The organism is Streptomyces sp. NPDC004838, from assembly GCF_053600955.1.
Genome location: NZ_JBSGAW010000007.1, coordinates 111,970 through 137,940, shown reverse-complemented (window position 1 = coordinate 137,940; position 25,971 = coordinate 111,970). Strand labels below are relative to the sequence as shown.

At 71.3% G+C, this 25,971-nt stretch carries 22 protein-coding genes and 1 tRNA gene; 5 read left to right on the top strand and 18 right to left on the bottom strand.

Annotation, left to right across the window (positions count from 1 at the left end; all coding sequences use genetic code 11):
• Positions 1 to 101 precede the first annotated feature (101 nt).
• The 14 genes from ACWEFL_RS10735 to pgsA all read right to left on the bottom strand — a co-directional run bounded on the left by ACWEFL_RS10735 (position 102) and on the right by pgsA (position 13,110).
• Positions 102 to 644, bottom strand: coding sequence for an adenine phosphoribosyltransferase (locus tag ACWEFL_RS10735; RefSeq protein ID WP_451710229.1), 543 nt, complete (start codon positions 642 to 644; stop codon positions 102 to 104).
• The gene (secF, locus tag ACWEFL_RS10730) at positions 641 to 1,750 is read right to left on the bottom strand and encodes a protein translocase subunit SecF (protein ID WP_451710227.1); all 1,110 of its coding nucleotides are present in this window, start codon (positions 1,748 to 1,750) and stop codon (positions 641 to 643) included. Before secF ends, ACWEFL_RS10735 begins: the two co-directional genes overlap by 4 nt.
• 2 nt (positions 1,751 to 1,752) lie before the next feature.
• Positions 1,753 to 3,531, bottom strand: a complete 1,779-nt coding sequence (secD, locus tag ACWEFL_RS10725; protein ID WP_451710225.1) for a protein translocase subunit SecD — start codon at positions 3,529 to 3,531, stop codon at positions 1,753 to 1,755.
• Between the two features lie 144 nt (positions 3,532 to 3,675).
• Positions 3,676 to 4,143 (bottom strand): preprotein translocase subunit YajC, encoded by a 468-nt coding sequence (yajC, locus tag ACWEFL_RS10720; RefSeq protein WP_451710223.1) that lies wholly within the window; start codon positions 4,141 to 4,143, stop codon positions 3,676 to 3,678.
• A 166-nt stretch (positions 4,144 to 4,309) separates the two neighbouring features.
• Positions 4,310 to 5,398 carry a Holliday junction branch migration DNA helicase RuvB gene (gene ruvB, locus ACWEFL_RS10715; protein ID WP_451710221.1) on the bottom strand — a complete coding sequence of 363 codons (1,089 nt, stop codon included), beginning with the start codon at positions 5,396 to 5,398 and terminating at the stop codon, positions 4,310 to 4,312.
• Positions 5,399 to 5,737: 339 nt separating this feature from the next.
• Positions 5,738 to 6,358 (bottom strand): Holliday junction branch migration protein RuvA, encoded by a 621-nt coding sequence (ruvA, locus tag ACWEFL_RS10710; protein WP_451710220.1) that lies wholly within the window; start codon positions 6,356 to 6,358, stop codon positions 5,738 to 5,740.
• Positions 6,355 to 6,900, bottom strand: a complete 546-nt coding sequence (gene ruvC, locus ACWEFL_RS10705) for a crossover junction endodeoxyribonuclease RuvC (RefSeq protein WP_451710218.1) — start codon at positions 6,898 to 6,900, stop codon at positions 6,355 to 6,357. Before ruvC ends, ruvA begins: the two co-directional genes overlap by 4 nt.
• Positions 6,901 to 7,031: 131 nt before the next feature.
• The gene (locus ACWEFL_RS10700; protein WP_451710217.1) at positions 7,032 to 7,784 is read right to left on the bottom strand and encodes a YebC/PmpR family DNA-binding transcriptional regulator; all 753 of its coding nucleotides are present in this window, start codon (positions 7,782 to 7,784) and stop codon (positions 7,032 to 7,034) included.
• Positions 7,785 to 7,847: 63 nt separating this feature from the next.
• Positions 7,848 to 8,447 carry a pyridoxal 5'-phosphate synthase glutaminase subunit PdxT gene (gene pdxT, locus ACWEFL_RS10695; RefSeq protein WP_451710215.1) on the bottom strand — a complete coding sequence of 200 codons (600 nt, stop codon included), beginning with the start codon at positions 8,445 to 8,447 and terminating at the stop codon, positions 7,848 to 7,850.
• Positions 8,447 to 9,370, bottom strand: coding sequence for a pyridoxal 5'-phosphate synthase lyase subunit PdxS (gene pdxS, locus ACWEFL_RS10690; RefSeq protein ID WP_451710213.1), 924 nt, complete (start codon positions 9,368 to 9,370; stop codon positions 8,447 to 8,449). The genes pdxT and pdxS overlap by 1 nt, the downstream gene beginning before the upstream one ends.
• 120 nt (positions 9,371 to 9,490) lie before the next feature.
• On the bottom strand, positions 9,491 to 10,036 hold the full coding sequence (locus tag ACWEFL_RS10685) for a hypothetical protein (protein WP_451710211.1): 546 nt from the start codon (positions 10,034 to 10,036) through the stop codon (positions 9,491 to 9,493).
• 298 nt (positions 10,037 to 10,334) lie between these two features.
• The gene (locus ACWEFL_RS10680) at positions 10,335 to 11,495 is read right to left on the bottom strand and encodes a glycosyltransferase family 4 protein (protein ID WP_451710210.1); all 1,161 of its coding nucleotides are present in this window, start codon (positions 11,493 to 11,495) and stop codon (positions 10,335 to 10,337) included.
• Positions 11,492 to 12,445: a phosphatidylinositol mannoside acyltransferase gene (locus tag ACWEFL_RS10675; RefSeq protein ID WP_451710208.1), complete on the bottom strand. Its 954-nt coding sequence runs from the start codon at positions 12,443 to 12,445 to the stop codon at positions 11,492 to 11,494. Before ACWEFL_RS10675 ends, ACWEFL_RS10680 begins: the two co-directional genes overlap by 4 nt.
• Positions 12,442 to 13,110, bottom strand: a complete 669-nt coding sequence (pgsA, locus tag ACWEFL_RS10670; protein ID WP_451710206.1) for a phosphatidylinositol phosphate synthase — start codon at positions 13,108 to 13,110, stop codon at positions 12,442 to 12,444. The genes ACWEFL_RS10675 and pgsA overlap by 4 nt, the downstream gene beginning before the upstream one ends.
• A 310-nt stretch (positions 13,111 to 13,420) precedes the next feature.
• Between pgsA and ACWEFL_RS10665 the strand changes: the two genes are divergently transcribed.
• Together ACWEFL_RS10665 and ACWEFL_RS10660 are read left to right on the top strand one after the other, a co-directional pair.
• The gene (locus ACWEFL_RS10665; RefSeq protein ID WP_451710204.1) at positions 13,421 to 15,628 is read left to right on the top strand and encodes an elongation factor G-like protein EF-G2; all 2,208 of its coding nucleotides are present in this window, start codon (positions 13,421 to 13,423) and stop codon (positions 15,626 to 15,628) included.
• A 227-nt stretch (positions 15,629 to 15,855) separates the two neighbouring features.
• Positions 15,856 to 17,520, top strand: a complete 1,665-nt coding sequence (locus ACWEFL_RS10660) for a hypothetical protein (RefSeq protein WP_451710202.1) — start codon at positions 15,856 to 15,858, stop codon at positions 17,518 to 17,520.
• 60 nt (positions 17,521 to 17,580) lie between these two features.
• On the opposite strand, the gene ACWEFL_RS10655 is transcribed toward ACWEFL_RS10660, so the two are convergent.
• Positions 17,581 to 18,126: an HIT family protein gene (locus ACWEFL_RS10655; RefSeq protein WP_451710201.1), complete on the bottom strand. Its 546-nt coding sequence runs from the start codon at positions 18,124 to 18,126 to the stop codon at positions 17,581 to 17,583.
• 77 nt (positions 18,127 to 18,203) lie between these two features.
• Here ACWEFL_RS10655 and ACWEFL_RS10650 point away from each other — a divergent pair, with 77 nt between their 5' ends.
• Positions 18,204 to 18,905, top strand: coding sequence for a potassium channel family protein (locus ACWEFL_RS10650; protein ID WP_451710199.1), 702 nt, complete (start codon positions 18,204 to 18,206; stop codon positions 18,903 to 18,905).
• A 73-nt stretch (positions 18,906 to 18,978) separates the two neighbouring features.
• Here the strand turns inward: ACWEFL_RS10650 and thrS are convergent, their stop codons facing one another.
• Positions 18,979 to 20,955: a threonine--tRNA ligase gene (gene thrS, locus ACWEFL_RS10645; RefSeq protein ID WP_451710197.1), complete on the bottom strand. Its 1,977-nt coding sequence runs from the start codon at positions 20,953 to 20,955 to the stop codon at positions 18,979 to 18,981.
• Positions 20,956 to 21,687: 732 nt separating this feature from the next.
• Between thrS and ACWEFL_RS10640 the strand changes: the two genes are divergently transcribed.
• Positions 21,688 to 22,413, top strand: coding sequence for an exonuclease domain-containing protein (locus ACWEFL_RS10640; protein ID WP_451710195.1), 726 nt, complete (start codon positions 21,688 to 21,690; stop codon positions 22,411 to 22,413).
• A 75-nt stretch (positions 22,414 to 22,488) separates the two neighbouring features.
• Here ACWEFL_RS10640 and ACWEFL_RS10635 read toward each other — a convergent pair.
• Positions 22,489 to 22,560 (bottom strand) — tRNA-Val (locus ACWEFL_RS10635).
• Positions 22,561 to 22,599: 39 nt separating this feature from the next.
• On the bottom strand, positions 22,600 to 23,064 hold the full coding sequence (locus ACWEFL_RS10630; protein WP_451710193.1) for an SRPBCC family protein: 465 nt from the start codon (positions 23,062 to 23,064) through the stop codon (positions 22,600 to 22,602).
• A gap of 100 nt (positions 23,065 to 23,164) precedes the next feature.
• Here ACWEFL_RS10630 and ACWEFL_RS10625 point away from each other — a divergent pair, with 100 nt between their 5' ends.
• Positions 23,165 to 25,921, top strand: coding sequence for an SCO7613 C-terminal domain-containing membrane protein (locus ACWEFL_RS10625; protein ID WP_451710191.1), 2,757 nt, complete (start codon positions 23,165 to 23,167; stop codon positions 25,919 to 25,921).
• Positions 25,922 to 25,971: the final 50 nt, after the last annotated feature.

The following is a 25,971-nucleotide window of genomic DNA, read 5'->3' as shown; positions in this document are numbered from 1 at the left end:
CCTCGCCGCCCTGGTGCCCCCGTGGCTGGAACGGACCTCTGGGGTCCCGGAATTCCCGGGACCCCAGAGGTCCGTTCTTCCGCCGCCCGCGGCGGTGCGCCTCACAGGGTGAGCAGCGCCTCCAGCGGAGCCCCGCGCAGGGCGGGCTCAAGACGGTCACGACCGCCCAGGAAGCCCAGCTCCATCAGGACGGAGATGCCCGCGACGTCCGCGCCGCCGCGGCGGATCAGCTCCACCGCGGCGCCCGCGGTGCCACCGGTGGCGAGGACGTCGTCGACGACCATGACCCGGTCGCCCGGCCGCAGGTCCTCGGCGTGCACCTCGATCTCGGCGGTGCCGTACTCCAGGTCGTACGCCTGGGCGAGCGTCGCTCCGGGGAGCTTGCCCGCCTTGCGCACGGGGATGAAGCCGAGCCCGGCGCGCACCGCGACGGGCGCGCCGAGGATGAAGCCGCGGGCCTCCAGTCCGACGACCTTGGTGGCCCCGTGACGGACGCACAGCTCGGTGAGCGCGTCGGTCAGGACGGTGAAGGCCGCCGGATCCGCGAGCAGGGGCGTGATGTCCTTGAACACCACTCCCGTCTTCGGATAGTCGGGGACATCGCGGATCCGGCTGAGCAGGAGTTCCTTGGGTCCGGCTGTCATCGACGCCTGCCCGAGGAGCGGCCGCGGCCGCGCCCCCGCGGTGCCACGACGCCTCCGGCGGTGGCCGCCGCCGCCTCGCCGGGGACCAGGTCGTCCGGTGCGCCGGAGCGCGAGGCGGCCTCGGAGCCTTCCGCTTCCTCGCCCTTGGCCCGCTTGGCGAGCACCCGCTTCTTCAGGGCCTTCATCTGCGGGTCGCGCTCCTTGAGGTCCGCGACGAGCGGTGTGGCGATGAAGATCGAGGAGTACGCGCCGGCCGCGAGGCCGACGAAGAGCGACAGCGAGATGTCGTTGAGCATGCCCGCGCCGAGGAAGCCGCCGCCGATGAAGAGCAGGCCGGCGACGGGGAGCAGCGCGACCACGGTGGTGTTGATGGATCGCACCAGCGTGCCGTTGAGGCTGCGGTTGGCGAGCTCGCTGTAGGTGAAGCGGGTCTGTTTGGTGATGTCCTTCGCGCCCTCCTTGAGTCCGTCGAAGACGACGACGGTGTCGTAGAGGGAGTAACCGAGGATGGTGAGCAGACCGATCACGGTTCCCGGTGTGACCTCGAAGCCCACCAGGGCGTACACGCCGACGGTGATCGTGAGGTCGTGGATCAGCGCGATGAGGGCGGCCACGGCCATGCGCCACTCGAAGGCGATGGCCAGATAGATCACCACCAGGATCATGAAGACGGCGAGGCCGGTCCATGCCTTGTTGGCGATCTGCTCGCCCCAGCTGGGTCCGACCAGCTCGGCGTCGATCTGGTCGGCGGACAGCTTCATGTCCTTGGCAAGATCGGCTTGGACCGTGGTGGCCGTGGCGGTGTCCAGACTGCTGACCTGGATGCGGAGGGTGCCGTTGCCCAGTTTCTGGACGATGGCGTCATGGCCCGAGGCTTCCTCCGCGTACTCCTTGGCATCGGCGACGGAGACACTCGTCTTGGGCGTCGTGAAGACGGCGCCGCCCTTGAACTCGATGCCCATGTTCAGACCCCGCACCGCCAGGCCGACGATGGCCGTGATGGTGATCAGGATCGAGACCGCGTACCAGAACTTGCGCTTGGCCACGAAGTCGTAGCCGATCTCGCCGCTGTAGAGCCTGGCGCCGATGCTGCCGAGACGCGACATGTTCACGCCTCCTTCGGTTCGGTGGGGGCGGAGGTGCGGCGTGAACGGCGCAGCGGGGGCTGGACCCCGAGCCGCTCGGGGGAGAGTCCGGACCAGGGGTGGCCGCTGGCGAAGAACTTCGTACGGGCGAGGATCGTCATGATCGGCTTGGTGAAGAAGAACACCACGACCACGTCGAGCAGGGTGGTCAGGCCGAGCGTGAAGGCGAAGCCCTGGACCTTGCCGACGGTGACGAGGAAGAGCACCGCGGCGGCGAGGAACGACACGAAGTCGGAGACCAGGATGGTGCGCCGGGCTCGCGGCCAGCCGCGCTCGACGGCCGGGCGCAGGGTACGGCCTTCGCGGATCTCGTCCCGGATGCGTTCGAAGTAGACGATGAACGAGTCCGCGGTGATACCGATGGCGACGATCGCGCCGCAGACCGCGGGCAGGTTGAGCGCGAAGCCGATGGCCGGGCCGAGCAGTGCCATCAGCGTGTAGGTCAGTATGGCGGAGACCATGAGGCTGAGGATCGCGATCAGGGCCAGGCCGCGGTAGTAGGCCACCAGGTAGATGATGACCAGCGCGAGGCCGATGGCGCCCGCGATGAGGCCGGCCCGCAGCTGCTCGCCGCCGAGGGCGGCGCTGACGGTGGTGACGCTCTGCTCCTCGAAGCTCAGCGGCAGCGCACCGTAGGAGAGGATGTTGCCCAGGTCCTGGGCGGACTGCTGGTTGAAGTTCCCGGAGATCTCGGCGTTGGCGCTGAGGGCCTGCTTGACCTCGGGGGCCGAGACGACCTCGCCGTCCAGGACGATCGCGAACTGGTTCTGCGGGGACTGCTGCGACGCCAGCTTGCCGGTGATCTTCTCAAACTTCTTCGAGCCGGACTTGGTGAAGTCCATGGTGACGATCCACATGCCGCGCTGCTGGTCCAGCTGGCCCTTGGCCTCGTCGACGTCCTTGCCGTCCACCTCGGCGGGGCCGAGAACGTACTTGTCCCAGCTGCCGGCGCCGTTCTGGCCGCAGGCGACCATGGTGTCCTCGGGCTTGGCGTCGCTGCCGGCCGTGGCGCGGGACTTCTCGTCCAGGCAGTTCAGAGCGGCGAACTTCTTTTCCAGGTCGGCCGCGGCCGCGGACTGGCTCGGGTTCGGCTTGGGGGTGTCGGCGGACTTACTCGGATCCGGTGTGCCGGAAGCGGAGCCGGACGGAGTGGGGGTGGGGGTGGGGGTGGGGGCCTTCAGGCCCTCGGTGAGGGCGCGGCCCTGGGGGGTGGTGCTGCTGGTGGGCTTGGCACTAGGCGATCCGGAGGGGGAGGTCGCCTTGTCCTTCGCTGGGTCGCCCTCCTTGTCGGACGCCGAGGCGCTCGGTTTGGGCTGAGGACTCGCCGGCCCACCCGGGGCCGCGGCCAGGACCGGCCGGAAATAGAGCTGGGCGGTGGTACCGACCTGTTTACGCGCCTGCTCCGAGTTCGTCCCCTTGGGGATGTTCACGATGATGTTCTCGCGGCCCTGGGTCTGGACCTCGGCCTCCGAGACGCCGAGACCGTTGACCCGGCGCTCGATGATGCCGACCGCTGTGTTCATATTGGTCTCATTGATCGCGCTTTCCTGGCCGGGCTCGGCTTCGGCCTTGAGCGTGATCGTCGTGCCGCCCGCGAGGTCGATGCCCAGCCGTGGCGTGGTGTGCCCGGACAAGAACATCCCGCTGGTCAGAGCGACCATGGCGATCAGGATGAGAACCAGGGTGCGACCCGGCCTCCCCTGTGACCCCGCGGGCCTACGGCCCTTTTTAGGTGCTGCCACCTTCTCGATTCTCCCTGTCCGACCGCCCCGCGCCGGGTGTGCGCCGGGGGGCGGCTAAGTGTTGTGGGGACCCGCCCTGGGAGAAGTCGACACGATCGGGGGACCGCTGAACGCCGATCGGCGCCATGGCGGTCCCCGTCATGACTACTTCTCGCCTTCGGCCTTGCCGTTCTTCGGCTCGGCGGCGTGTGTGTCACCGGATCCGGCGTCGCCGGACGTGGCGTCCTCGTCCGCGGCGGCCTTCTTGCCCAGATCGATCTTGGGGTCGTCGGCGGCCTCCGTCAGCGAAGAAGCGTCGTCCGGCACGACCGGGGTCTCGTCGGCGGGGTCGTCGCCGTGGACGATGCGGTTGTACTCGTCGTCGTCGAGAACCGCGCCGATGGCGTTCTTCGCGTAAATGGCGTGGACACCGGGGGCGACCTCAAGGAGCACGGTGTCGTCGTGGAGCTCCTTGACGGTCGCGTACATGCCCCCGATCGTCCGCACTCCGGTGCCGGGCTGCATCGAGTCGCGCATCTCCGCGGCCTGCTGCTGCTTCTTCTTGGCGGACCGGGTCATCAGGAACATGGCCCCGATGAGCACAATGAAAGGGAGGAAGGTCAGGGGACTCACGGGACGAAACTTCCTTCACACGACCGCGTCGACTGAGGCGGCCTATCTACGGGGGTGGGCACGCCGACCTGTAGGGACGGCATCGGCGGAGTCTAAGCGAGTCCGCGTCCCTGGAACAACGCCCGGAGTGCCGCCGTAGTTCCTGGCAGGGGCTGTTTCCGTGCCGTCACGCCCCGAACAGACCCTGTTGTCCGCTTGCGCCCTGGGTCTGCTGTGGTGGTACGAGCCCGAGGTGGGCCCAGGCGGCCGGCGTCGCGACCCGGCCGCGCGGGGTGCGGGCGAGCAGTCCCTCCCGTACGAGGAAGGGCTCGGCGACCTCCTCCACGGTCTCGCGCTCCTCCCCCACGGCCACCGCCAGCGTCGACAGACCGACCGGGCCGCCCCCGAACAGCTTCAGCAGCGCCTGGAGCACGGCCCGGTCGAGGCGGTCGAGCCCGCGGGCGTCGACCTCGTAGACCGCGAGGGCCGCGGAGGCGACCTCACGGGTGATCCGGCCGTCCACCTTGACCTGGGAGTAGTCCCGCACCCGGCGCAGCAGCCGGTTGGCGATCCGGGGCGTGCCGCGGGAGCGGCCGGCGATCTCGGCGGCGCCGTCGGCGTCGATCTCCACGTCGAGCAGCTGGGCGGAGCGGTGGATGACCCGCTCCAGCTCGGCGGGGTCGTAGAACTCCATATGGGCGGTGAAGCCGAAGCGGTCGCGCAGCGGTGGGGGCAGCAGTCCGGCCCTGGTGGTCGCGCCGACCAGGGTGAACGGCGGCAGCTCCAGCGGGATGGCGGTCGCGCCGGGGCCCTTGCCGACGATCACGTCGACCCGGAAGTCCTCCATCGCCATGTAGAGCATCTCCTCGGCGGGCCGGGACATCCGGTGGATCTCGTCGAGGAAGAGGACCTCGCCTTCCTGGAGGGAGGAGAGGATGGCGGCGAGATCTCCGGCGTGCTGGATCGCGGGGCCCGAGGTGATGCGGATCGGGGCCTGCATCTCCGCTGCGATGATCATGGACAGGGTGGTCTTGCCGAGGCCGGGCGCGCCGGAGAGAAGGACGTGGTCGGCGGTCGCGCCACGGGCGAGGGCGGCCTTCAGGACGAGGTCGAGCTGTTCCCTGACCCGCTCCTGTCCGACGAACTCCTCCAGTGACCTGGGCCGCAGCGCGGCCTCGACGGCCTGGTCCTCACCGTCGGCGGACGCGCCGACGAGGCGGCCGTCGGCGTCAAGGGCGTCATCGGCGGGGCCGGGGGTGCTGTCGTCCCAGTTCACTGCGTGTGCCTCGGGTGCTCTGGCGGCGGGGCCGCGGGTGGATGTTCGGGCGGGCGGTGGTCACGGGGGCGGGTGGGGAGCGGTGCGGGCGGACGGGGCCGGGTGCGGGAGCGGTGTCGTATGGGATGGTTCCGGTGCGGACCTGGCCGGAGGGGGCAGACCCGCCGCGGCCGCTTCGGCGTTCTTCGCGTCTCCACCGGGCCGACCGGGTCCGATGTCATGACCCCGGTGCGCCGGGAAGGTCCGCCGTCCGGCCGCCGGGGCCTCTCGGGGAGGACCCGCGCGGGGCAGCGGCCCATGGACGGCTCACGGGCCTTTCGCCCACCGGACCTTCTTCGGTCATCTCGTACGGTTCAGGGTCTGGAGGGCCGCCTTCAGCAGCTGGCCCACCTGCGGCCGGCCGTCGGCCGCCTCCGCCTGGGGGGCGACCGCGGCGACCGCCTCGTCGGCCTCACGGGTGGCGTAACCGAGGCCGATCAGCGCGCCGTGGAGCTGGTCGCGCCAGGACGCGGGCCCCGATGCAGCGCCAGCGCCCTGGCGGCCGATGGCGGCACCCACGGGTTCGCCGAGTCGGTCCTTCAGTTCCAGCAGCAGCTTCTGCGCCCCCTTCTTGCCGATGCCGGGGACCGCCGTCAGCGCCTTCTCGTCCCCGGTGGAGACGGCGATCCGCAGGGCGTCGGGCGTATGCACCGCGATCATCGCCTGGGCCAGCCGGGGGCCCACGCCGCTCGCGGTCTGGAGCAGTTCGAAGATCTGGCGCTCGTCGTCGTCGGCGAAGCCGTACAGAGTGAGGGAGTCCTCCCGCACGACCAGGGAGGTGGCGAGCCTGGCCTCCTGGCCGATCCGCAGCCCGGAGAGGGTGTTCGGCGTGCACTGCACGGCCATGCCGATACCGCCGACCTCGATCACCGCGGTCGTGGGAGCGAGGGCGGCGACCGGGCCGCTGACAAAGGCGATCATGCGGTACGGCCTTTCGACGCGCGCCCGGCCGCGGTGTGCAGGGCGACGGCTTGCTGGAGGCGGTTCTGCGCGGGGGCGCGCCAGATGTGGCAGATCGCGAGCGCGAGGGCGTCCGCCGCGTCCGCGGGCTTCGGCGGGGCGTCGAGCCGCAGCAGCCTGGTCACCATCGCCCCGACCTGCGCCTTGTCGGCCCGCCCGCTGCCCGTCACCGCGGCCTTCACCTCGCTGGGGGTGTGCAGGACCACGGGGATGCCCCGGCGGGAGGCGCAGAGTATGGCGACGGCGGCGGCCTGTGCGGTGCCCATCGCCGTACGGACGTTGTGCTGGCTGAAGACCCGCTCCACGGCGACCCGTTCGGGCCGGTGCTCGTCGAGCCACTCTTCGATGCCCTGCTCGATGCCGACCAGCCGGTCGCCCGGTTCGGCGTCGGGGGGTGTGCGGACGACGCCGACGGCGAGCATCGTCAGCGGGCGGCCCGCGACGCCCTCGACCACCCCGACGCCGCAGCGGGTCAGCCCTGGGTCCACCCCGAGCACGCGCACGCGACCCCCTCCTTCGTTCATCTGTTTGTGCAGGCTATCCGCTCGCACTGACATCGCACGCGAAGGAGGGCGGGCCGACGGGTGTTTCTCCCGTCGGCCCGCCCTTCGCTGAGCGGGTGTCAGCGCCCTCGTCAGGCGCCGACCTTCTCCATGACCTCGTCGGAGACGTCGAAGTTGGCGAAGACGTTCTGCACGTCGTCGCTGTCCTCCAGCGCGTCGATCAGCTTGAAGATCTTGCGCGCGCCCTCCTCGTCCAGCTCGACCTGCATGGTCGGGACGAAGTTGGCCTCGGCGGAGTCGTAGTCGATTCCCTCGGTCTGCAGCGCCGTGCGGACGGCGACCAGGTCGGTCGCCTCGCTCAGCACCTCGAAGGACTCACCGAGGTCGTTGACGTCCTCGGCGCCCGCCTCCAGGACCGCGCCGAGGACGTCGTCCTCGGTCAGATCGCCCTTGGGGACGATCACCACGCCCTTGCGGTTGAAGAGGTACGAGACCGAACCGGGGTCGGCCATCGAGCCGCCGTTGCGGGTCATGGCGACGCGTACGTCGGAGGCGGCGCGGTTGCGGTTGTCCGTGAGGCACTCGATGAGGACGGCGACGCCGTTCGGGCCGTAACCCTCGTACATGATCGTCTCGTAGTCCGCGCCACCGGCCTCCAGGCCGGCGCCGCGCTTGACCGCGGAGTCGATGTTCTTGTTGGGAACGGACGACTTCTTCGCCTTCTGGATGGCGTCGAAGAGGGTCGGGTTGCCGTCGACGTCGGCGCCACCGGTCCGGGCCGCGACCTCGATGTTCTTGATCAGCTTCGCGAAGAGTTTTCCGCGCTTGGCGTCGATCACGGCCTTCTTGTGCTTCGTCGTAGCCCATTTAGAGTGGCCGGACATCTGCCTGTCTCCTTCGCGTAACCCACTGCTGCTCCGTTCGGCTGCGATCCTACCGGGATCACGTCATCCGACCGTGCGCACCATGTCTACAAAGAGACCGTGAACGCGGTGGTCTCCGGTGAGTTCGGGATGGAACGAAGTCGCCAGCACCGCGCCCTGCCGCACGGCGACGATATGGCCGTCGTGCTCGGCCAGGACCTCGACCGACGCGCCCACGGACTCCACCCAGGGGGCCCGGATGAAGACACCGTCGACGGGTCCGTCCTCGATCCCCGCGAAGGAGACGGACGCCTCGAAGGACTCGTTCTGGCGGCCGAAGGCGTTGCGGCGGACGATCATGTCGATGCCGCCGATCGTCTCCTGTCCCGACCTCGGGTCGAGGATCTTGTCGGCGAGCATGATCAGGCCGGCGCAGGTCCCGTAGACCGGCAGGCCGGCCCGGACCCGCTCCCGCACCGGCTCCATCAGACCGAAGAGGTTCGCGAGCCTGGAGATGGTGGTGGACTCGCCGCCCGGAATGACCAGGGCGTCGACCTCGGCCAGCTCGTCGGGCCGGCGCACCGGCCTGGCCACGGCGTCCACCGCGGCCAGCGCGATCAGGTGCTCCCGTACATCGCCCTGGAGCGCCAGCACCCCGACCACGGGGCCGGCGGAAGCGGCCATCACCAGCCCCGGTTGGCGTAGCGCTCGGACTCGGGCAGGGTGTCGCAGTTGATGCCGACCATGGCCTCGCCGAGGTTGCGGGAGGCATCCGCGATGATCTTCGGGTCGTCGAAGAAGGTGGTGGCCTTCACGATGGCGGCGGCGCGCTTGGCCGGGTCGCCCGACTTGAAGATGCCCGAGCCGACGAAGACGCCCTCGGCGCCGAGCTGGCGCATCAGCGCCGCGTCGGCCGGGGTGGCCACACCGCCGGCCGAGAAGAGGACCACCGGCAGCTTGCCCAGCTCGGAGACCTCCTTGACCAGCTCGTACGGGGCGCGGAGTTCCTTGGCGGCGGCGTACAGCTCATTGTTGTCGAAGCCGCGGAGCTTGGCGATCTCGTTCTTGATCTGACGCAGGTGACGGACGGCCTCGACGACGTTTCCGGTGCCCGCCTCGCCCTTGGAGCGGATCATGGCCGCGCCCTCGGCGATACGGCGCAGGGCCTCGCCGAGGTTGGTGGCACCGCAGACGAACGGCGTGGTGAAAGCCCACTTGTCGGAGTGGTTGACCTCGTCGGCCGGGGTCAGCACCTCGGACTCGTCGATGTAGTCGACACCGAGGGACTGGAGCACCTGGGCCTCGACGAAGTGGCCGATCCGGGACTTGGCCATGACGGGGATGGAGACCGCCTCGATGATCTCCTCGATCATGTTCGGGTCGGACATCCGGGCTACGCCGCCGTCCTTGCGAATGTCGGCGGGGACCCGCTCCAGGGCCATGACGGCCACCGCGCCCGCGTCCTCGGCGATCTTCGCCTGCTCGGCGTCGACCACGTCCATGATGACGCCGCCCTTGAGCTGCTCGGCCATGCCGCGCTTGACGCGGGCGGTGCCGGTGGCGGGGGTTCCGGCGGACTGCGGGGTGGTGGAGAGCGTGCTGGACACGGATGACCTCACTCGAAGACGGCGGTGTGATGCGTCCTTGATGCAACAGCCACGGACCAGTCCACTGCAAGGGCCAATGAGTAGGCGGTGGATCGTTCTGCCTGGTGAGACGGGTGCCTCTCAGGTCACAGGGCGGTCGGCGAGGGCGGTGGGGGGCTCGTCGTCCATCTCGAAGGCCAGCGGGAAGGGGGCGTGGCCGGCCAGCCGGAACCAGCGCACCTTGCGGTGGCGGCGCAGGGCCCTCGCGGCGCGTACCGCGTCGTTGTGGAAGCGCCGCGCCATGGGGACGCGGCGGACCGCCTGCGCCAGTTCGAGGGTGGCCTCCTCACCACCGGGCACTTCGCGTACAGCTTCGACCTGGGCCGTCTCCTCGAACACCGCCCGCAGCGCGGCGCTCAGCTCGCTCTCCGCGACCTCGCGCTGCTCCTCCTCCGCCTGGCGGGCGGCGTGGGCCGCCTCGTACAGCACGATCGACGCGGCCGGGTCGAGCACGCCCGAGGTCGCCAGTTCCTGGGTGACCGACGCGCGGCGCAGCAACTGCGCGTCGAGGGCGGCGCGGGCGGTCTCGATGCGGGTGTGCAGCCTGTCGAGCCGGCCGGCGGTCCAGCTGAGGTAGAGCCCGACGGCGAGAAGCGCGACGAGGATCCAGATGAGGGTTGCGGTCACGACGGGCAAGGCTACCGCCGGGGCGGAGGGCGGTTCGCCGGCGCGGCGCGGAGGGGTTTGCGGGGGTGTGCGACCGCCTGCCGGGCTTTGGCGGAGAGGCTCGGTCGGTGCGGGGGCGTCAGGGGGCGCGCCGCACCCCGCGCCTGGGGGTACCTCCCGGGCCGCAGGGCCCAGCATGGGGGTACCTCCCGGGCCGCAGGGCCCAGCACGGGGGTACCTCCCGGGCCGCAGGGCCCAGGGGGAGCAGGGCGTCGCGGGCCGGTGAACGTCTCCGGTCACAGCACCAGGCCGAAGGCCGTCAGTGGCGGGCGAGGCCGAAGCGGCTGCGGAAGCCGGGGCGTTCGTCCGCCGCGACGGAGGCCGCGCCGACGGTCACCGTCTCGTAGACCGACAGGATGTCCGCGCCGACGGTCGACCAGTCGAAGCGGCGTACGTGAGCGCTGCCCCGCTCCCGCAGTTCCGCGCGCCGGGCGGGATCGGCGAGGAGCCGGATCGCGGATCGCGCGAGGGCATCCGCGTTCTCGTTGGCGAAGAGCTCGCCGGCCCCGCCCTGGTCGAGGACCTGGGCGAACGCGTCGAGGTCGCTCGCGAGAACGGGCGCGCCCGCGGACATCGCCTCCACGAGGATGATGCCGAAGCTCTCGCCGCCCGTGTTGGGGGCGATGTAGAGGTCGACGCTGCGCAGCAGGCGTGCCTTGTCCTCGTCGCTGACCATGCCGAGGAACTCGACATGGTCCCGCATGTCGGGCGGCAGGGAGGCGACGGCCTCCTTCTCGTCGCCGCGGCCGGCGATGAGGAGCCGGGTGTCCGGGCGCGCCTCGATGATCGTGGGGAGGGCCTTCATCAGGACGGGGAGGCCCTTGCGGGGCTCGTCGATGCGGCCGATGAAGCCGATGGTCGAGCCCTGCCACTCCTTCCTGGGCTCCGCCTTCTCGAAGAAGGAGACGTCGACGCCGTTGGGGATGACGACCGCGTCCCCGCCGAGGTGCTCGACGAGGGTGCGGCGGGCGTACTCGCTGACCGCGACGCGGGCGCTGATCTTCTCCAGCGCGGGCTGGAGGATCGGATACGCGGCGATCATGGCGCGGGAGCGCGGATTCGAGGTGTGGAAGGTCGCGACGATGGGGCCCTGCGCGGCCCAGCAGCTCAGCAGGCCCAGTGACGGCGAGGCGGGCTCGTGGATGTGGATGACGTCGAAGGTGCCGTCGTGGAGCCAGCGCCGTACCCGTGCCGCGGAGAGGAAGCCGAAGTTCAGCCGGGCGACCGAGCCGTTGTACGGGACGGGCACGGCCCGGCCCGCGGAGACGACGTACGGCGGGAGCGGGGTCTCGTCGTCGGCGGGCGCGAGGACGGAGACCTCGTGGCCGAGGCGGATCAGATGCTCGGCCAGGTCCCGGATGTGGAACTGGACGCCACCCGGAACGTCCCAGGAGTACGGGCAGACGATGCCGATCCTCACGACCGCTCCCCCGCGCCGGCCCGGGGTTCGAGATCCGCGAGCCACAGCCGCTGCAACATGTGCCAGTCCTCCGGGTGTTCGGCGATCCCCGTGGCGTAGGCGTCCGCCAGGGTCTGTGTCATGGAGGACGTCTTCTCGGCACGGGTACCTGCCTCGGGTACCTCGACGGGTGGGTGCACCCTGCCGTACATGATCGGCGCGTCGCCGTACCAGAGCGTCACGGGCAGCAGCAGCGCGCCCGTCTGCTGGGCCAGCATCGCGGGTCCGGCGGGCATCCGGGCCGTCTCGCCGAAGTACTTCACCTCGACGCCCGACTCCGACAGATCGCGGTCTGCGACCAGGCAGACCAGCCCGCCCGCGCGCAGCCGCCGGGCGAGTGTGCCGAACGCGGAGCCGCCCGCGTGGGGAAGCACCTCCATGCCGAGGCTCTCGCGATAGGCCACGAACCGGTCGTACAGGGACTCCGGCTTCAGCCGCTCGGCGACCGTCGTGAAGGGGGTGTTCATCGTCCGCGTCACCCACACGCCCGCGAGGTCCCAGTTCGCGAGGTGCGGCAGCGCGACGATCACCCCGCGGCCCGCGGCGAGGCCGTCCGTCAGATGGTGGGCGTCGTGGATGACCACGCTCTCCCGGACCCGGTCCGCGCTCCACACGGGCAGGCGGAAGGATTCCATCCAGTACCGCATGTACGAGCGCATCCCGGCCTTCGACAGCGCGGCGAGCCGCTCGGGCGAGGCGTCGGGCACCACGCGCGCGAGGTTGGCCTCCAGCCTGAGCACCCCCTTGCCGCGCCGCTTCCACGCGGTGTCGGCGATGGTGCGTCCGAGTCCGGCGGCGACCGGTTCGGGCAGCTTCCGCACCGCGCCCCAGCCCAGCCCGTACAGCCCGTCGGTCAGCCGGTCCCGTGTCGTCGTACCGCCTCGGGCGGCCGAGTCCCCCTGGTTCGTCACGTCGCCCCGGCTCCGCTCTGCCGTTCCTTCGTCGCCGCGTCCGCCTCGGCGGCCTCACGGCGTACCGTCACCACCCGCTGCCCCAGCGTCACCGCGCTGCCGACTGCGACGATCCACAGCGCGATCGGCAGGAGGACGTCGATTCCCGGCACACCGAACGCGTGCAGACCGGAGAGCCCCGCCGCGACCAGGGAGATCACCAGCCGCTCGGCCCGCTCGATCAGCCCGTTGACGGCGACGGGGAGGCCGATCGCCTCGCCGCGCGCCTTGGTGTACGAGACGACCTGGCCGCTCGCGAGACAGAAGATCGCGACCGCGCACAGCACGTTGTCGTCGCCCCTGCCCGCGTACCAGAGCGCGAAGCCGCCGAAGATCGCGCCGTCGGCGACCCGGTCGAGCGTGGAGTCCAGGAAGGCCCCCCAGCGGCTCGAAACACCCGCCTGACGGGCCATATTGCCGTCGATGAGGTCCGAGAAGACGAACAGGGTGATGACGATCGTGCCCCAGAAGAACTCTCCCCGGGGGAAGAAGACCAGCGCACCCGCCATCACTCCCGCCGTGCCGATGAGAGTGACTGCGTCGGGGCTCACTCCACGGCGGAGCAGAAACGCGGCGAACGGTGTGAGGACACGCGTGAAGAATGCACGCGCGTACTTGTTCAGCATGGCCTTCCCGGGGTTCGGCGGGCCGTGTGACCCCGTCGGCCACCGGCTGGCCCATCGTAGTCACGACCGGCGCACTCCACCGCCGCGCACCCGCCCCGCACCGTCACGTGCGACGTATGGACGCGCCCCGGCGGGAGTGGAAAGCTCGGAAGACGACCGCGGGCATCGACGGAGCTGCCCCTGGACGCCGTGCGCAGGCCCCACCGCCGGTTCCGCACGGAGGCCATACCCATGGTTCCCCGCGCCCGTGGCCCATCTCCACCGTTCTCCTCACCGTTGAATCGACGCCATCGATCGGGAGGCAAGAATCATGGGCGCCAGAGCGAGCACACACCCCGGAGCCGCCGGCAGGGCTACAACGGCCGACCGGCCCTCATCCGTACGGAATGTGGTGCTGGTCGGCCACAGTGGATCGGGAAAGACCACCTTGATCGAGGCCCTCGCGCTCACCGCCGGAGCGGTGAACCGGGCGGGCCGGGTCGAGGACGGCGGCACGATCTCCGACTACGACGAGATCGAACACCGCCAGCAACGTTCCGTACAGCTCTCCCTCGTCCCCCTCGAATGGAACGGCTTCAAGATCAACTTCCTTGACACCCCCGGATACGCCGACTTCGTCGGGGAACTGAGGGCCGGTCTGCGAGCGGCGGACGCGGCCCTCTTCGTCGTCTCGGCGGCCCAGGAACCGGAAGCCGTCGCGGGCGCGACCCGCATGGTGTGGGACGAGTGCGCGGCGGTCGGCATGCCCCGCGCGATCGTCGTCACCCATCTGGAGACGGCGCGGACCGGCTACGAGGAGCTGACCGAGGTCTGCGGGTCCGTCTTCGGGGGCGACGACCCCGACGCCGTGCTCCCGCTGTATCTGCCGCAGTACGGAACGCCCGGTCCGGACGGCCACGCCCCCGTCACCGGGCTGGTCGGACTGCTCTCGCAGAAGTTCTACGACTACTCCTCCGGCGAGCGGAAGGAGGTCCCGCCCGACCCGGAGCAGGCGTCCCTGATCGAGGGCGCCCGCAACCGGCTCATCGAGGGGATCATCGCCGAGAGCGAGGACGAGTCCCTGATGGACCGCTATCTGGGCGGGGACGACATCGACGCCGGAACCCTCGTCGCCGATCTGGAGAAGGCCGTCGCGCGCGGCACGTTCCACCCCGTGCTCGCCGCGGCCCCCGCCGGTCCCGGCGCACGTCAGGGCCTCGGCACGGTCGAACTCCTCGAACTGGTCACCGGCGGCTTCCCGACCCCGCTGGAGCCCGAGTCCCCCGTCGTCACCACCCCGCAGGGCTCCCCGCGCCCGAGGATCAGCTGCGACCCCGACGGCCCGCTGGTCGCCGAGATCGTCAAGACCGCCTCCGACCCGTATGTGGGCCGTATCTCGCTGGTACGCGTCTTCTCCGGCACCCTCAGGCCCGACGAGACCGTGCATGTGTCGGGCCACGGTCTCGCCGACCGGGGGCACGAGGATCACGACGTCGACGAACGCGTCGGCGCGCTCTCCGTCCCCTTCGGGAAGCAGCAGCGCCCGCTCGGGCAGGTCTTCGCGGGCGACCTGGCGTGCGTGGCCAAGCTGGCCCGCGCGGAGACCGGCGACACTCTGTCGTCGACGGACGACCCTCTGCTGATGCAGCCGTGGACGATGCCCGATCCCCTGCTGCCGCTCGCGATCCGGGCCCACAGCAAGACGGACGAGGACCGGCTCTCCCAGGGCCTCGCCCGGCTGGTCGCCGAGGATCCGACCATGCGGCTGGAACAGAACCAGGCCACCCACCAGGTCGTCCTGTGGTGCCTCGGGGAGGCGCACGCCGACGTCGCCCTGGAGCGGCTGCGCAGCCGCTACGGCGTCCAGGTCGATGTCGTACCGCACCGGGTGTCCCTGCGGGAGACGTTCGGCGAGCCGTCCACCGGGCGCGGACGGCATGTGAAGCAGTCCGGCGGCCACGGCCAGTACGCCATCTGCGAGATCGACGTCGAACCGCTGCCCCCCGGCTCCGGCGTCGAGTTCGTCGACAAGGTCGTCGGCGGCGCCGTGCCCCGCCAGTTCATCCCCTCCGTCGAGAAGGGCGTACGCGCCCAGGCGGCTCGCGGGGTCGCCGCCGGATACCCCCTCGTCGACATCCGGGTCACCCTCCGCGACGGCAAGGCGCACTCGGTGGACTCCTCCGACGCCGCCTTCCAGACGGCGGGCGCGCTCGCCCTGCGGGAGGCCGCCGGGGACGCCCCCATCCATCTGCTGGAGCCCGTGGCCGAAGTGAGGGTGCTGGTTTCGGACGAATACGTCGGCCCCGTGATGAGCGATCTGTCCGGGCGGCGCGGACGCGTCGTGGGCACCGAGCAGTCCGCCGGATCACGCACCCTCGTACGGGCCGAGGTCCCCGAGATCGAGATCGGACGGTACGCGGTCGATCTGCGCTCCATCTCCCACGGGACGGGCCGGTTCAGCCGCTCGTACGCCCGTCACGAACCGATGCCGCCGCCGGTCGCCGAGAAGATCCGGGAGCGGATCGAGAACGGTTCGTAGCCCCTCGCGGCCGGTCCTCCCGCCGCTGCCCCGGCTCCCACCAGCCCCCGGAAATCGCCCAACTCCCCTGGGGGAACAGGCCGCTCGCCACCCTTCCCGGCGGGCGGCTTTCCCCCTTCTCCCGTGACGAAGCGCGCACGGTCCGGATACGCTGAGGTGCCCAGTTCAGCAGGTGTGCGGGGCGCGGCGGTCGGGAACAGACCGCAGAGCAGCAGCGACGCTCGGCGATGGGGGCGGCAGTGGCGGACGGATTCGATTTCACTCCCGGAGCACAGATTCCGCTCCAGGGCTCGGCGGGACAGACCGCGGCGACGCATGCGCTCGCCTCGGCCGCGTACCGTGACAGCCCGGTGGCGGAGATCCTCGGCGCGAACAACGAATGGCACAAGTCCGAGGTCACCAAGGGCAAGTTCTCGCTGTTCGAGCCCAATCTCGGCGAGGCGTTCTCGCGGGCCGTGCAGGTACGGATGCTCGGCGGCGGGCGCGCGGCGCTGATCCAGTCCTTCGGCACCGAGCCCCAGACCGTCGTCGAGCACTGCCTCGCCGCCACCCGGCTGCGCAAGGAGCGCGACGCCAAACTCACTCTCGTCATGGGCGTCTTCGGGCTGCTCTTCCTGCCCGGCCTGCTCCTGTGGATGGGCGTCTTCCAGCTCCGGCGCACCATAGCCGGAGCCCAGGACAAGCGCGCCGGGGCCCTCGCCACGGGACTGCTGGTCGCGGTCGGACTGCTCGCCGTGATCTTCCTGGTCAGGCTGCCCTTCACCGGCTTCCTCGGCTACTACATCCGCGGCATGATCGCCGCTCCGGTCATCGGCTGGCTGCTCGCCAAACGGATCTGCGAGACCTCCGCCAAGGACATGCGCGCCCGCTGGGACAGTCTGCTGTCGGGCGGCGGCATCGGCGCCAAGGTGCCCGAAGCGGTTCCGGGCCATCCCAATGAGACCGCCCGCGAGGAGCTGCGCCAGGGCCTGGAGAAGCTCACCGCCGAGCAGCACTCCAACTCGGTCTTCTACGCCGGCCCCAAGGGGATACTCGGCATGGGGACGCGCTGGGGGTCCTGGCAGATGGCCGAGGAACTCGTCCCGACCGAACCCGGGAAGGAGATCAACCAGTTCCGCAGCTGGGACGTCATCCGGGCCATCCACGACAAGCTGAAGCTGCTGGAGCGCGGCCCGCTCAACTCCGGCGGCTTTCCCACCCCGTCGGTCAAACACTGGATCGTCTCCCCCGTCGGCGAAGGCGCGGCGGCGGTCTCCCGGCCCGAGGGCCAGGACGTCGAGGCGTTCCAGATCAAGCCGCACGAGATACAGCGGATCTGCAACCACCAGCAGTTCAGCGGCGGCAACCGGCACTACCTGGGCGTCCAGTTCACCCTGTGGGACGGGCAGCTGATCATCACCATGATGATCACCGTCACCGTTCTGCACGAGACTCTGCGCATCGAGGTCACCGGACACGCTCTCGGCCCCGTCCACGGCCTGTTCACCACCAAGTCCGCCCCGAAGACCAAGACCGTGAGCAAGACGATCCGCTTCTGGGAGACCCGGACCATCAATCTGCCGCTGGTGGAGGCCACCGAGATCGTGCGCCTCGCGGTGCGCGCGCCCTTCACCTGGTACCCGCCGCTGCTCGACTTCCTCGGCGGCAAGCTGGTGCTGCCCGAGCCCTTCGGGCTGCGGCACGCCTGGGCGGAGCAGCCCTGGCGGCACCGGTTCATGGCCGACGACGCCATGCGGGCCGCCACCCCCGTCCTGCGGGTGGCGCACGCGGCGGCGATGCGGGTGCTGGAGGAGAACGGCGTCGACACCGCACGGTTCGGGAACCGGTCGATGGTGGTCAGCGGAATGGTCCAGGACGCGTCACCGCGGAAGGCGGATGTGTACGACGCGTGACCCGCGCACGTGCCCGAGGCGCGTGTACGGCGCGCGGCGCCGGACGCCTGTCCGCGAGTTCTACCGGGGCCAGGCGTCCGCCAGCATCGCCCGCGTGTCCGCGAGCAGCTGCGGCAGCACCTTCGTATGTCCGACGACCGGCATGAAGTTCGTGTCCCCGCCCCAGCGGGGCACGATGTGCTGATGCAGATGGGCGGCGATGCCCGCCCCCGCTGCCGTGCCCTGGTTCATCCCGATGTTGAATCCGTGCGCGCCGGACGCGCTCCGCAGCGCGGTCATGGCGTGCTTGGTGAAGGCGGCCAGTTCGGCGGTCTCGGCCTCGTCCAGCTCGGTGTAGTCGGCGATATGACGGAACGGCACCACCATCAGATGGCCGCCGTTGTACGGATAGAGGTTCAGCACGGCGTAGACGGACGAGCCCCGCGCGATCACCAGCCCGTCCTCGTCGGACTTCGAGGGAAGGGCGCAGAAGGGACAGCCGTCCCCCGCTCCGGTCCCGGTCGGCTTGTTCTCCCCCTGGATGTACGCCATCCGGTGCGGTGTCCACAAGCGCTGGAACGCGTCCGGCGTCCCCACCCCGATCTGCTGCTCCGGCTCACTCGTCATGCTCGCAGCATATGGCTTCGCCGGTGGGCAGCGTGTCGCCGGGGGCGGCCCGACGCGGCCACGGCGATGCTGGGGCGATGAACGACGAGAGCCCCGACAGCACGATGTGGCGCTGGCGCCGGCGCACCGAGACGCCCCTGTTCCTGGCCTCGGTGCTCTTCCTCGGCTGCTACGGGGTCGGCATCCTCGCCGAGGGTCTGTCCCAGGGCTGGCGGAACGTCCTGCTCGCCGTCACCTATGCGGCATGGGCGCTCTTCATCGTCGACTACGCGGTGCGGTGGCGGCTCAGCGGCGAGGGCCTCTCCTTCGTCCGCAGGCATCCGCTGGACGCGGTCGTGGTCCTGCTCCCGCTGCTGCGACCGCTGCGAGTCGTGCAGGTCTACGAGTCCGTACAGCACCGCCGGTCCGGGCAGCCGCGGCTCTCGCTGTACGCGCGGGTCATCACCTACGCCGGGATGTCGGCGGTGCTCCTCGGCTTCGCGGGCGCTCTCACAGTCTACGCGGCGGAGCGCGGCGCCCCCGGGGCGACGATCAGGACCTTCGGGGACTCGGTCTGGTGGGCCTGGTCGACGCTGACGACCGTCGGATACGGGGATGTGACCCCGGTGACGTTCGAGGGCCGTCTGGTGGCGTCGTTCATGATGGCCGGGGGGCTGGCTCTGCTCGGGGCGGTGACGGGTTCGTTCTCGTCGTGGCTGATCAAGACGTTCACGCTGGACCAGGACAGAACGCCCCCGCAGGACTCGCCGGGGTCCGCAGGCACGCCGGAGAGGCCGTGACCGGCCGCTCCGGCGTGGCGGACCCGCGGGATCCGGCAGCCCTGTGTCCGAGCCGCCGGATCCGCCGGATCCGTCAGACCTGTACGCGGTCGGCCACGACCTGCGCGAGCTTCTCCAGCGCCTGTTCGCGGGGAACGCCGTTCTCCTGCGAGCCGTCGCGGTAGCGGAACGACACCGTGCCCGCGTTCATGTCCTCGTCCCCGACGATGATCATGAACGGGACCTTCATGCGCTGGTGGTTCCGGATCTTCTTCTGCATCCGGTCCGAGGAAGCGTCGACCTCGACCCGCAGGCCCTTCCGCTTGGCGTCGTCGGCGAACGCCTGGAGGTACTCGATGTGGGCGTCGCCGACCGGGATGCCGACCGCCTGCACCGGGGCCAGCCACGGCGGCATCGCGCCCGCGTAGTGCTCCAGCAGTACGGCGAAGAACCGCTCGATGGACCCGAAGAGCGCCCGGTGGATCATGACGGGCTGCTGCCGGGAGCCGTCCGGAGCGGTGTACGCCAGGTTGAAGCGCTCGGGCAGGTTGAAGTCGAGCTGCACGGTCGACATCTGCCAGGTCCGGCCGATCGCGTCCCGCGCCTGTACGGAGATCTTCGGGCCGTAGAAGGCCGCGCCGCCCGGATCGGGGGTCAGCGGGAGGCCCTGCTTCTCGGCCACCTCCTGGAGTACGCGGGTGGCCTCCTCCCAGGACGCGTCGTCGCCGACGTACTTCTCCGGGTCCTTGGTCGACAGCTCCAGATAGAAGTCGGTCAGCCCGTAGTCCCGCAGCAGGTTGAGGACGAAGGTGAGGGTGCGGTCCAGCTCCTCCGCCATCTGCTCACGGGTGCAGTAGATGTGCGCGTCGTCCTGGGTGAAGCCGCGTGCCCGCGTCAGACCGTGGACGACGCCGGACTTCTCGTACCGGTACACCGTCCCGAACTCGAACAGGCGGAGCGGCAGCTCACGGTAGGAGCGTCCCCGCGCGTCGAAGATCAGGTTGTGCATCGGGCAGTTCATGGGCTTGAGGTAGTAGTCCGTGCCGCCGTCGAGCTGCATGGGCGGGTACATGCCCTCCGCGTACCAGTCCAGGTGGCCGCTCTTCTCGAAGAGCGCGCCCTTGGTGGCGTGCGGGGTGTAGACGAACTCGTACCCCTCCTCCTCGTGCCGCTTGCGCGAGTAGTCCTCCATGACGCGGCGCACGATGCCGCCGCGCGGATGGAAGACGGCGAGGCCGGAGCCGATCTCCTCGGGGACAGAGAAGAGGTCCAGTTCGGTGCCGAGGCGGCGGTGGTCGCGCTTCTCGGCCTCCGCGAGGAATTCGAGGTGGGCCTTCAGCTCCTCCTTGGACGGCCAGGCGGTGCCGTAGATCCGCTGGAGCATCGGGTTCTTCTCGCTGCCCCGCCAGTACGCGGCGGCGTTCCGCATGAGCTTGAACGCCGGGATGTTCCGGGTGGTGGGCAGGTGCGGACCCCGGCAGAGGTCCTTCCAGCACAGTTCGCCGGTCTTCGCGTCCAGGTTGTCGTAGATCGTGAGCTCGCCCGCGCCGACCTCGACATCCGCGCCGTCGTCTCCGGAGGCCGATCCCTTGAGCCCGATCAGCTCCAGCTTGTACGGCTCGTCCGCCAGCTCCTCGCGGGCCGACTCGTCGGTCACCACCCGGCGCGAGAACCTCTGGCCGCGCTTCTGGATCTCCTGCATCCGCTTCTCGACGGCCTTGAGGTCCTCGGGCGTGAACGGCTTCTCGACGTCGAAGTCGTAGTAGAAGCCGTCCTTGACGGGCGGGCCGATGCCGAGCTTGGCCTCCGGGAACAGCTCCTGCACGGCCTGTGCCATGACGTGGGCGGTGGAGTGCCGCAGAATGTTCAGGCCGTCCTCGGAGGAGATCTCGACGGGCTCGACCTCCTCGCCGTCCCCGATCTCGTACGCGAGGTCCTTCAGCTCGCCCGCGACGCGCGCGGCGATGACGGCGCGCTCCCCCGAGAAGAGATCCGCGGCCGTCGTGCCCGTGGTCACCACGCGCTCTTCCCGCTCGGAATCGCGTTGGATGATCACACGGACGTCTGACACCGGTCTCTCCTGACGAAGGGGGTCGCGCCAGCGGACACTGAGCGCGTCTGAATCGTACCGAGCCTCGGGGTCCGCCCGCGAAACGGTTTGCCGTCGAGCCTGCGGATCAGCAGCCGCGGCCGTCGGGGGGCCTCCGGATGGGCCGGGCTCTCGGGGAGCGACGTGAGCGGCCGGTCCCGCTCCGCTCCGTCCACCTGCGCAGGCGGCACGTCCACAGTCACGGGCGGCACGTCCGTCGCGTGGCCGTCCCGCCGGAACCCGTACCGGCTCTCCAGCCGCCCGGCGAGACGGATCGGCGCTCCGGCGGGACGGGCGCGGCCCGCCGTACGGGTACGGGTCCTCCCCCAGCGCCACCCCGGCGTACCGCGCCCCGGCCCCCGCTGGCGCCCGCGGCCATACGCTCCCCGCCCCACGCGGCCCGGAGCGCCGCGAGCCGGTCACGGCCGGCTCGCAGGGCTCGTCCCGCTGGACAGCGCACGCGCGCGGCGCGCGCGTGCGGGCAGGGAGCCGGTGGCGGGCCCCGTGGCAGCCGCCCGGGCGTGGGCGGCGCGCGGCGGCCGTCGGACGGTCGCGGATGGCGTCGTATGGCGTGGAAGTTCCTGAAGGGGCAACGGAATTCACTGCCCGTCATCTGTGTCGTCACCGCCCCGCGTACGGCGCAAACGGCCCGGGTATCACCGAATCGTGCAGGGGGATCTCGCCATCTGCCGTGCGTGTGCGAGGAGTTCGGGGATGAAACGCTGGTACGACGGCCCATTGGCCGCGTTTGACACGGAGACCACAGGGGTCGACGTCGAGGAGGACCGCATCGTGTCGGCCGCGCTGGTGGTCCAGGACAGCGCGGAGGGGCGTCCGCGGGTGACGCGCTGGCTGGTCAATCCCGGCGTCCCGGTGCCGCCCGCGGCGACCGAGGTGCACGGTCTGACCGACGACCACGTTCAGCGCAACGGCCGTTGGCCGGCGCCGGTGATGGAGGAGATCGCGAGGGCGCTGGCCGGGCAGTGCGCCGCCGCCCGTCCGCTGGTGGTGATGAACGCGCCGTTCGATCTGACGCTTCTCGACCGCGAGCTGCGGCGGCACCGCGCGACGTCGCTGTCCCGCTATCTGGAGAACTCGCCGCTGTGCGTGCTGGATCCGAGAGTGCTGGACAAGCAGCTGGACCGCTACCGCAAGGGCCGCCGTAGGCTCGCCGATCTGTGCGAGCAGTACGAGGTCGTGCCGGACGGCGCGCATGACGCGGCCGCCGACGCGATGGCGGCGCTGGAGGTGACCCGCGCGGTGGGCCACCGGTTCGCGGCGCGGCTGGAGCGGCTCTCACCCCCCGAGCTGCATACGCTCCAGGCGGTATGGCACGCGTCCCAGGCGCGGGGGCTGCAGGCGTGGTTCGCACGCGGCGGCACCCCGGAGGCGGTGGACCCGGCCTGGCCGCTGCGCCCGGAACTGCCCGCCGCGGCCTGACGCGTGTGACGGCCGCCGTACACAAGCCGCCATACGCAAGAGGCCGGTCCGTCATCGACGGACCGGCCTTCCCGGTGGGCGATACTGGGTTCGAACCAGTGACCTCTTCGGTGTGAACGAAGCGCTCTCCCACTGAGCTAATCGCCCGGGAACGGACTGAACCATACAGGCCACGGCGGCTCGCCTTCAAATCTCTTTCCGCGGGCCGCCCCCGGAGAGACGGGCGGCGATCCCGCGCCGCCCGCCGCGCATCATGGCGGCGTGGTTGGCGCGGAAGACCGGGCGGCAGGGCAGGGCCAGCCGTCTCATCAGGGGTTTGCGGACCTCGACCTCCTGGTCGTAGACGGCGCGGGTGCCGGTTCCCCGCGGTGCGAGCGTCCAGCGCGCCCAGCCCTCCAGGTCGCCCTCCATCCCGATCTCGAGGATCAGGGCCGCCGGGTCGCGACGTACCGCGTGGGCGGTGACCAGCAGTTCGTACGGGAGGAAGGAGCGGAAGCGCGCGGTGCCGCTGTGCTCGTCGAGCGGGATCACCTCGCGGATCTGGGGCCACCAGCGGGGGTACTCCTCGGCGCGGTCGAGTACGTCGTAGACGGCGTCGGGCCGGGCGGTCAGGTCCCAGACGGTGTGGAAGCGGTAGCGGCACCAGTCCATGGTTCAAGTCTGCGCGCCGGAGAGGCTCGGGCGGGTACTCATCCGGGACCTGAGTATCCGCGCCCATGCCGAGCGGTGCGGCGGGGGCCACACTCCGGCTATGACGACCCTTCCGCCGCCTCTGCCGCCCGCCGAGGAACTGGTGATCCTCGATCGTGAACTGGTTCGACTGGACGCCCGCAGGACCCAGTTGCTGGCCCGCCGCGCCTGGCTGCTCGCCGTGCTCCAACCGCCCGTCGCGCCGCCGGGGGGCGGCCGGGCGTTCGCCGTACCGCCCGTGGCCGGGCGTCCCGGCGAGACCTCGTCGCCGAGTGTGCAGAATCTGCTGCTCGCTCTGGGCGGGACTCTCCTGACGATCGCGGCGATCGCGTTCACTCTGGTGAGCTGGGGCGAGATGGGGATCGGCGGACGGTCGGCGGTGCTCGGCACGGTGACGGTGGCCGCGCTGGCGGCGCCGGTGGCGCTGCTGCGGCGCAACCTCTCCTCCACGGCGGAGGCGGTGGCCGCCCTCGGTCTGGCGCTGACGGTGCTGGACGCGTACGCGCTGCACCGGGTCGCGCTCCCGGACAGGGACGGGCTGGCCTACTCGGCGTGGGCCTCGGCGGTCCTGGCGATGCTGTGGGCCGCGTACGGGATACGGCTGAGGCCGCTGCGGCTCCCGCTGCCGGTCGCGGTGGCCGCGGCACAGCTTCCGCTGGTGCTCTGGGCCGTGACCGCGGACCTGGACGCGATTCCGCTGGAGTGGGCGTTGCTGGCGACGGCCGCGTTCGACGTCGTGGTCGCGCTGTGGGCGAAGCCCACGAGCGTACGGGCTCTCGCCACCGTGACGGCGTGGACGGCCGGCTGCTGGGCGCTGCTGCTCGGGCTGCTCCAGTCGGCGGTGGCCGAGGCTCCGTCCGACGCGCTCCGGGCCGCCGTACTGCTCGTGGTGGGGGCCGCGGTGGCCCTCTTCGCGGCCCGGCGTGCGCCGTCGGCCGCCGAGGCGCCCTCCGTGGTGGCCGGTCTCGCCCTGGTGGCGGGTGTCGGCGGTGTGGTGAGGGAGGTGTTCCCCGGCGGCTGGGCCGTCCCGGCGTATGTGCTGTGCGGGGCCGCCCTGTCGGCCGTCGTCGGGCTGGTTCTCGTGCGGTCGGGTCCGCCCGGCCGGTCGGCGGCGGGCCTGGCGGCGGCCTCGGCGGCCGTCCACGCCCTGGCCGCGCTCACGGTTCTCCCGCTGCTCGTCCTCTCCCTGGTCAGCCCCGTGACGATCCTCCCGGACCTCTGGGAGGGGCCCCCGTCGAACCTCCGTGACGCGCTCGGCGCGGACATCTCGGGCGTGTCGGCGGCTTCCGTGCCGGTGACCCTGCTGATGATGGCGGGCGTCCTGGCCGTGTACGCGCGCCGTACGGCGGCGCCGGGGCCGGAAGAGGTTCGGACGGCGGACTCGGCGGCACAGGCCCCGGCGGCGGCCGCGGGGGCCGGCGGGGCGGAGGAAGCCCGGCCCGAGAACATCCAGCCCGAGAAAGCCCGGCCCGAGAAAGCCCGGCCCGAGAAAGCCCAGCCCGAGAAGGTCAGGCCCGAGAAGGTCAGGGCGGAGAAGGTCTGGGCGGAGGAGGCTCACTCCGAGCGCCCCGCGCCGACCACCGGGCCCGTGGGAGGGCCCGAGGGCGGTACCGGCACCGGATGGGGCGTCCGGACACCGGCGGCGAGCGCTCCGGTGCGTCTGTCGGAGGCGGGCAAGCGGGCCGCCGCCGGTGGCGCGGCCATCGGGCTCGGGTGGGGCGCTCTGGTGACGGCACCGGTCGCCTTCGGGGCCGGGTATCCGGCCGCCGTGGCGTTCCTGCTGTTCATCGCCCTGGGCGCGATCGCGCTCACCACGCGTCCCGAGTGGACCGCCCGGCGCGCCCCGGCCGCCGTGGGCGTCGCCCTGGGCTGCGGGCTGACGGGTGCGGTGAGTCTCGGGCTCCTGTCGCTCGCCACGCGTCCGGCGACGTTCACGGTGCTCGGGACCCTGGCCGTGGCGCTGACGGCCGCGGCGGTCGTCTCACGCGCCCCGTACGCGGTCCGTTCGATCCTCGCGTCCGCCGCCGCCGTCTTCTGGACCTGGCTGCTGATCGCCGTCTCCGAGGCCGCCGGGCTGGAGTCCCCTCAGACGGGACTGGTGGTCCTCCTCGTGCCCGCGACGGTGGCGGTGGTGGTTTCCCGGCCTCCGGCGGCGCCGGGCCGGCTCACGGTGCCGCTGGAGGCCACCGGGGCGGCTGTGGGGCTGCTGGGGGCCGTCCTCGCCGCGGAGCACGGCCCGACGCTCGCCCTGGTGCTGGCGCTGGGCGGGGTGATCGCCGTCGGCACGGCCATCCGGCCGGAGCGGCGGCAGGCGGCCTCGTACACCGCGGCGGTGCTCTTCGTCCTGGCCGCCTGGGTGCGGCTGGCGGCGTCGGAGGTGACCGTCCCGGAGGCGTACACCCTGCCGGTGACCGTGCCGGCGCTCGCCGTCGGTGTGCTGCGCCGCCGCCGTGACGCCGATGCGTCGTCCTGGGCCGCGTACGGCCCCGGGCTGGCCGCGACACTGCTGCCGAGCCTCGCCACGGCCTGGGGCGACGAGCACTGGATCCGGCCGCTGCTGCTGGGCGTCGCGGCGCTCGTGGTGACGCTCGTCGGCGCTCGGCTGCGGCTGCAGGCGCTGCTGGTGCTCGGCGGCGCGGTTCTCGCGCTGGTCGCCCTGCACGAGCTGGCGCCGTATGTCGTCCAGGTCGTGGGGGCGCTCCCCCGCTGGCTGCCGCCCGCGCTGGCGGGTCTGCTGCTCCTGGGCGTGGGGGCGACCTACGAGCAGAGGCTGCGGGACGCCCGCAGGCTCAGGGACACCCTGGGGCGTATGCACTGAACCGCCGGAACACCGGACGGCGGGCGGGTACGGGGGCGGGGAGCCGCGTG

Coding starts and splice junctions, on each gene's coding strand:
- ACWEFL_RS10660 (WP_451710202.1), top strand. CDS start 15,856: ATGGGGGCGGCAGTGGCGGACGGATTCGATTTCACTCCCGGAGCACAG.
- ACWEFL_RS10625 (WP_451710191.1), top strand. CDS start 23,165: ATGACGACCCTTCCGCCGCCTCTGCCGCCCGCCGAGGAACTGGTGATC.
- ACWEFL_RS10665 (WP_451710204.1), top strand. CDS start 13,421: ATGGGCGCCAGAGCGAGCACACACCCCGGAGCCGCCGGCAGGGCTACA.
- pdxT (WP_451710215.1), bottom strand. CDS start 8,447: ATGGCCGCTTCCGCCGGCCCCGTGGTCGGGGTGCTGGCGCTCCAGGGC.
- ACWEFL_RS10640 (WP_451710195.1), top strand. CDS start 21,688: ATGAAACGCTGGTACGACGGCCCATTGGCCGCGTTTGACACGGAGACC.
- secF (WP_451710227.1), bottom strand. CDS start 1,750: ATGTCGCGTCTCGGCAGCATCGGCGCCAGGCTCTACAGCGGCGAGATC.
- ACWEFL_RS10650 (WP_451710199.1), top strand. CDS start 18,204: ATGAACGACGAGAGCCCCGACAGCACGATGTGGCGCTGGCGCCGGCGC.
- ruvA (WP_451710220.1), bottom strand. CDS start 6,358: ATGATCGCCTTTGTCAGCGGCCCGGTCGCCGCCCTCGCTCCCACGACC.
- pgsA (WP_451710206.1), bottom strand. CDS start 13,110: ATGCTGAACAAGTACGCGCGTGCATTCTTCACGCGTGTCCTCACACCG.
- ACWEFL_RS10735 (WP_451710229.1), bottom strand. CDS start 644: ATGACAGCCGGACCCAAGGAACTCCTGCTCAGCCGGATCCGCGATGTC.
- ACWEFL_RS10655 (WP_451710201.1), bottom strand. CDS start 18,126: ATGACGAGTGAGCCGGAGCAGCAGATCGGGGTGGGGACGCCGGACGCG.
- ACWEFL_RS10700 (WP_451710217.1), bottom strand. CDS start 7,784: ATGTCCGGCCACTCTAAATGGGCTACGACGAAGCACAAGAAGGCCGTG.
- ACWEFL_RS10630 (WP_451710193.1), bottom strand. CDS start 23,064: ATGGACTGGTGCCGCTACCGCTTCCACACCGTCTGGGACCTGACCGCC.